7 protein-coding genes and 1 pseudogene are annotated in these 5,027 nt (G+C 43.0%); 5 read left to right on the top strand and 3 right to left on the bottom strand.

Annotated features, from left to right (window positions below):
- Both IQ242_RS16600 and IQ242_RS16595 read left to right on the top strand, forming a co-directional pair.
- Positions 1–177: pseudogene (locus IQ242_RS16600) on the top strand (PucC family protein); the annotation flags it as partial.
- A 114-nt stretch (positions 178–291) separates the two neighbouring features.
- Complete coding sequence (locus tag IQ242_RS16595) at positions 292–729, top strand: pentapeptide repeat-containing protein (protein WP_193960728.1); 438 nt, start codon at positions 292–294, stop codon at positions 727–729.
- A 387-nt stretch (positions 730–1,116) separates the two neighbouring features.
- On the opposite strand, the gene IQ242_RS16590 is transcribed toward IQ242_RS16595, so the two are convergent.
- Positions 1,117–2,022, bottom strand: a complete 906-nt coding sequence (locus IQ242_RS16590; protein WP_193960727.1) for a hypothetical protein — start codon at positions 2,020–2,022, stop codon at positions 1,117–1,119.
- A 12-nt stretch (positions 2,023–2,034) separates the two neighbouring features.
- Here IQ242_RS16590 and IQ242_RS16585 point away from each other — a divergent pair, with 12 nt between their 5' ends.
- On the top strand, positions 2,035–2,427 hold the full coding sequence (locus tag IQ242_RS16585; RefSeq protein ID WP_193960726.1) for a hypothetical protein: 393 nt from the start codon (positions 2,035–2,037) through the stop codon (positions 2,425–2,427).
- Positions 2,428–2,768: 341 nt separating this feature from the next.
- Here the strand turns inward: IQ242_RS16585 and IQ242_RS16580 are convergent, their stop codons facing one another.
- Positions 2,769–3,032 (bottom strand): hypothetical protein, encoded by a 264-nt coding sequence (locus IQ242_RS16580; protein ID WP_193960725.1) that lies wholly within the window; start codon positions 3,030–3,032, stop codon positions 2,769–2,771.
- 173 nt (positions 3,033–3,205) lie between these two features.
- On the opposite strand from IQ242_RS16580, the gene IQ242_RS16575 reads away from it, so the two are divergent.
- On the top strand, positions 3,206–3,745 hold the full coding sequence (locus IQ242_RS16575; RefSeq protein ID WP_193960724.1) for a hypothetical protein: 540 nt from the start codon (positions 3,206–3,208) through the stop codon (positions 3,743–3,745).
- 25 nt (positions 3,746–3,770) lie between these two features.
- On the opposite strand, the gene IQ242_RS16570 is transcribed toward IQ242_RS16575, so the two are convergent.
- Positions 3,771–4,136, bottom strand: a complete 366-nt coding sequence (locus tag IQ242_RS16570; protein ID WP_193960723.1) for a hypothetical protein — start codon at positions 4,134–4,136, stop codon at positions 3,771–3,773.
- Positions 4,137–4,395: 259 nt separating this feature from the next.
- On the opposite strand from IQ242_RS16570, the gene IQ242_RS16565 reads away from it, so the two are divergent.
- Positions 4,396–4,647: a DUF2283 domain-containing protein gene (locus IQ242_RS16565; RefSeq protein ID WP_193960722.1), complete on the top strand. Its 252-nt coding sequence runs from the start codon at positions 4,396–4,398 to the stop codon at positions 4,645–4,647.
- The last annotated feature ends 380 nt before the right edge of the window (positions 4,648–5,027 follow it).

The following is a 5,027-nucleotide window of genomic DNA, read 5'->3' as shown; positions in this document are numbered from 1 at the left end:
TTAAATATCGGTAAAGTTGTCTTTTCTAGTCCAGTTTTAGCCTATAGCTTAGTTTTCCTCCTGCAAGCATTGGGAATGATCCTGGCAGTTTGGTTATTAAGTCGCGTCGATGTCAAGGAATTTAAGGAAAATGCCCGAGATGCGATCGCTACGGTAATAAAAGGAGAGATCGACTAGCAAAAGCAAGCAAAAGTGAGATAACAGGAGAATTAGCCCGATCGGGGGAAGTTGGTTAGCAGCTTTTTTCCTATCCTAAAAGTAGAGAAGAAAACGAAAGAGGAGGCGAAAACAATGAAAAGGACTTTAATGATTGCCCTAGGTTCCCTAGCCTCCTTACTGCTGATTAACCCCGTCGGTGCGGAAAATCCCCGACAGGTGCAACAATTATTGAATACGCGGGAATGTCCGGGCTGTGATCTCCGCGGTGCAGATTTAAGAGGGGCGCATCTAATCGGTGCTGATTTGAGAAAAGCGGATTTACAGGGAGCTAATCTGGAGGAAGCTAACTTGGAAGGCGCAGATTTGACCGATGCTAACCTAGAGGGCGCAAATTTAACCGCAGCTTTTCTGACTAATGCCAGTTTGAATCAAGCTGATCTCGATGGAGTCAATTTCACCAGTGCCGTGATTTATGATGCCGATGTGACAGGTGCATCGATGGAGAGAATCAACTTGACAAATGCTCAGATTTATGGTAGTGGCATCGCTGTGGGTGGTGGCAATCCCTAGATAGGGCGGGCTGAATGAATCTAAAAACCTGGCGTTGTCAAATTGAAAGATGCTCCGAATCAGCACCGGAACTGAAATTACTTTGATAGGAAAGATTACATGGCATCTTGACAATTAGTGTTTAATGAACGAATAGTGCCGATAGTTGGGCTTAAGTGGGGAACAAGAGTCGCTCGATTTAGCAGTGGAATTAGCCCTACAATCGGCGTAGGGCTAATTCATGAATTAGCCCTACAATCGGCGTTGTCAAATGGAAAGATGCTCCGAATCAGCACCGGAGCATTGCATCTTTCCTCTTCTGATCTGACAACGCCGAAAACCTTGTGGGGTGAGGCTTTTAGACTTTTTTTATTAACGATCGCTTTTGATAATTTCCCCAATGGAGTTTCACCTGGATTGTGGGACATCTGGCGCGAGAATCATCAATTGTCCCTCCTTATCCTCGCGAATGGCTAGAATCGCTGGACGTTCATTTTCTTCTGCCGACTGAGGGGATAACCCGCGAAAAACATAAGTCCAATTATTATTTTGAATTAATAAACGCCAGACTCGCGGGGGATTAACTTTACTATCATTCGTTTCTTTTCCCCGCAGCTCTTCGAGTAATTTAGTCTCACCGATAATTCGATAACCTTTGAGAGAAGGATCGGTAAAAACATCCTGCGGATTCCGACCGATCGCTATCTGTTTTTCTGGTAAAACTAAAGTGATAACTGGTAAGGTAGAAGTATCATTAACCGCATCGCGACGGGCATCGATCGATCCCTGAATTCGAGCTAACCAAAAAAGAATAATTAATAGCCAAATAACAGCGATCAAATCTTTTCGGAGAGATTCGGGAATTCCCCGGACTAATAAACCTAGGAACGGAAATTTTTGATGAAATTTCCGTTGAGATTGACTGACAATTGAATAGGATGGCAGGGGAGACAAAATCCAGAGGGTAAATTGAATCGCAAAGGCAACGGCAACCAGCGCCAGAAACGTTCGCAGCAACGCCCCGAAATCGCCACAGAAGACCTGTATCGGCACAAAAAGGAAGGAACGCAAGGGTAAGTCCAGACGGTTAATCTCAAGGCTAAACCAGCCGAAATAGGCCCACCGATAGATCCATCCCGTAAAATAGAGAAAAATCCCCAGCAAACCGAGAAGACTGGCGAAGGTTCCTAGTATCTGTGTTCCGGGAGGGGGAGAATTCGGAGCGCTCACGGCAAAATGTCCCTGATTAGCGTTTTCGATCGCTATCCTACTCGATCGATCGGGTTCTATCGCCAGTTCTTTGTATTTTATCAAGGAGAATAACCCATGTTGATCGACGATCCCCGACAAGTTCGTTTTTTAATTGAGAAAATGGAAGCGAGTTTACCAATCCCCGTGCGTGCAACTCCCGAAACGTTAAAACTAGCTGAAACAAAAGGTGAGCGATACAAACCCGATCACCAGTTTTCGATCGATAAAATTTTCTACACGGGAGACGAGGGGGGAATTATTTGTTTCCTAAAAAATGAATTGGGAAAACAAACGGGTCTTATCTGTTCTTTAACCCATCTACGGATCGATAACGATCATCCGTTAGCGGCGGATATTCAATCCTACCAGAAAAAGCGATCGATGCGGATCGCACTACAGGATGGTAAAACCGGAAAAGCCCTCCGTATTGCCAAACAAAACCGCCCGAACAAAGGTTTCGGAAAGTAAAAATATATTGACAAAAACCGCAGGTTGGGTTACGAGTAGCGCTAACCCACCGCATCCAATTATATTCGGGGAATAGGAATTTGATTAGTTCGTTGCTACCAGATCGTATTAACCGTTGATAATTGAATTTTTCGATCTCGGCTAATTAAGGGAACGTTTAAATATAGGGCGGTTGCCGCAATAATTCGATGTAAAGATACCAGATAACTGCATGAGTATCTAAGTAGCTGGTTATAATTAAATTTAAAATGGATTTTAGGTTCGATCCCCCCCTGCCCCCCTTGCTAAGGGGGGTGTCTGATAATGTTTAACGCCTACCTACTTAAAACTGCTTTTAACACTTAAAGATCCTCTGCCGTAAAATCTCCCCACGCTTCTCGTCGGGTTTTATCGATATCTTCAGCCGAGGGAGCCTGTCCTAAATCGGCGCATATACCCCATAAAGAGGGACGGGGTTGATTAACTTCTGCCGATTCCGATGCCATTTCTGCGGTAATTTTTTCGATTAGTTGCCGTTTCTCGATCGCGGATAATTTTTCCGCCCACCGCATTAGCTCTTGTAGAGTCATATTTTTATCGCTTACCGCATAAAGGAGTACCTTCATAAGTTTTAACATAAAGAGAAGATAAAACGCTTCCCCTTTGACAATCCCGACGCTAAAATATGGAAAAAACCCTCTAGAAAAAACCCTAGGTTGGGTTACTGTTACTCCTAACTCACCGCATCCAAGATCGAAAACAGAACCAACTAAATCCCGATCATTCAGGCAAGGTAAAGATGAAAAAACTCTACCCAATAATAACCGCAACTAGCCTAGTTTTTATCGCCTCTCTTGCTGGCTATCATCTACCAGCCACCGGCGATCGATCTCCCGTCAAGAAAATCCCCGTATTCGTACCAGATGATACGAAAGTATCTTTAAAAAATGGCACTTCTCTATCTGGGAGATTAATCAAGTTCGATTCTCCAACAAAAACGATCGCTTTAGGGAGAGAATCAAAAACAAAAGAAGTGGCGATGAAAGAGATCAAACAGATAGAGTTTCAAGGCAAAGTAATTATCAAAAGCGGAGAGATTGTTATTCGCGGTTCGGGGGGAAAAAATGATCCAAAAGAGAATAGAAAACGCTGGACGGAACCCCTACAGAACTTCAAAATTATTGATGTTAATGAAGGAAAAGCCGAAGTAATTTTAACCTCGCTAGATCCTCTAGAAATAAGGGGGATCGAAGGGGTAGCGATTAAGAGTTCCTACGTTGTCGAGGAAATTAAATTCAACCCCTCGGACAAAATTGAGATTCAAGTAAACCCCCATTAAAATTCACAAAGGAGAGGTCAATTATTTAGGAAATTAAGGAAGACTTTAAATGGGAAAGTTGGCTGATGTATTGTTCGATTGTTTTTGGTGATAGTGGATCGTTTAATGTCGGATTAGCGAGGTCAAAGATGATGTCATTGATGAGATATTCCTCATCTGTTTCATAGGCGATATCTTCTCTGCATTCGATGGCATCGGCCCAGTTTTCTAAGTCGGTGGCAGATAGAGCGTTATTAAGATAGCGATCGAGAATATCGATCAGATGCTCTTTTTTTAGGGTGATAATTGCTTCGCTACTGTCCCAAGGAAAGGTTTTTAGGATAGGGAGGATAGTTGATAGGGGTTGGTCAAAGTTGACTAGGGCGTTGAGGTATTCTTGTTTAGTTTTCATGGGTATTTTTGTTTGATGTGAACAGTATAAGTAGCTGGTTATAATTAAATTGAAAATGGATTTTAGGTTTGATCCCCCCTTAGTCCCCCCTTGATAAGGGGGGTGGCGATCCCCGCTTAGTCCCCCTTGATAAGGGGGGTGGCGATCCCCCATGCTCCCCTTGATAAGGGGGGTTTCTGATAATTTTTAACGCCTACCTACTTAGTAATTATAATCTTTTGGTAACTGTCCATTTTGAACGCCGATTAAAGGGGAAACTATGAAAATAAACTATGATCGAGCCGCTAATGCCGCTTATATTCGTCGTTTTGAGGGAAAGGTTATTGATTCTGAGGAAGTAGCGCTGGGGATTGTCTATGATTACGATGAGACGGATAGGATTGTAGGGATTGAGATTTTAGGAGTCAAACAGAGAAGGGCCGAACAATTCAAAAATATTGATTTTCTGTTGGAAGAGAGTGAAAAACAAGAGATTAGACAATGGTTCGGAAAGTTAATACTAAATTGTTAAGTGATGTGAGAAATTCAGCAAATATGGGAGGTGCTATAACCCACATTCCGCACCCTAAGTGTCACAACGTCTCGAAAGAGGAAGATGCCTGAGTCAAAATACTTATCTAGAGGAGTGAGTTGGCGGCAAGCTGCCAGCAACTAAGCCGAAAATTTCAGAGTTCCCCCGGTCATTCGCAATAAACAGTGCTTGTTGAGAATGGCTGGGCAATCAGACTTAACATCTAGGGGGAGATGTTCCAGTTGCTCGCTTTGTTTTGTCACCCCTTGAAGTCAATCCATCTGGTCAAGATAAGAGATAATATTCCTGGCAAGGTTTGGGAAAAAATCTCAAAATGTTGCGCCTCTCATCCGTTAAGTTGCTAATCTTTTGATTGTCTT

This window comes from Microcystis sp. LEGE 08355, from assembly GCF_015207185.1.
Taxonomy (GTDB): Bacteria; Cyanobacteriota; Cyanobacteriia; order Cyanobacteriales; family Microcystaceae; genus Microcystis; species Microcystis panniformis.
Note: the sequence above shows the minus strand (reverse complement) of the source record. Positions and strands in the feature narration are given on the sequence as shown.

Coding starts and splice junctions, on each gene's coding strand:
- IQ242_RS16570 (WP_193960723.1), bottom strand. CDS start 4,136: ATGAAAACTAAACAAGAATACCTCAACGCCCTAGTCAACTTTGACCAA.
- IQ242_RS16595 (WP_193960728.1), top strand. CDS start 292: ATGAAAAGGACTTTAATGATTGCCCTAGGTTCCCTAGCCTCCTTACTG.
- IQ242_RS16565 (WP_193960722.1), top strand. CDS start 4,396: ATGAAAATAAACTATGATCGAGCCGCTAATGCCGCTTATATTCGTCGT.
- IQ242_RS16575 (WP_193960724.1), top strand. CDS start 3,206: ATGAAAAAACTCTACCCAATAATAACCGCAACTAGCCTAGTTTTTATC.
- IQ242_RS16580 (WP_193960725.1), bottom strand. CDS start 3,032: ATGAAGGTACTCCTTTATGCGGTAAGCGATAAAAATATGACTCTACAA.
- IQ242_RS16585 (WP_193960726.1), top strand. CDS start 2,035: ATGTTGATCGACGATCCCCGACAAGTTCGTTTTTTAATTGAGAAAATG.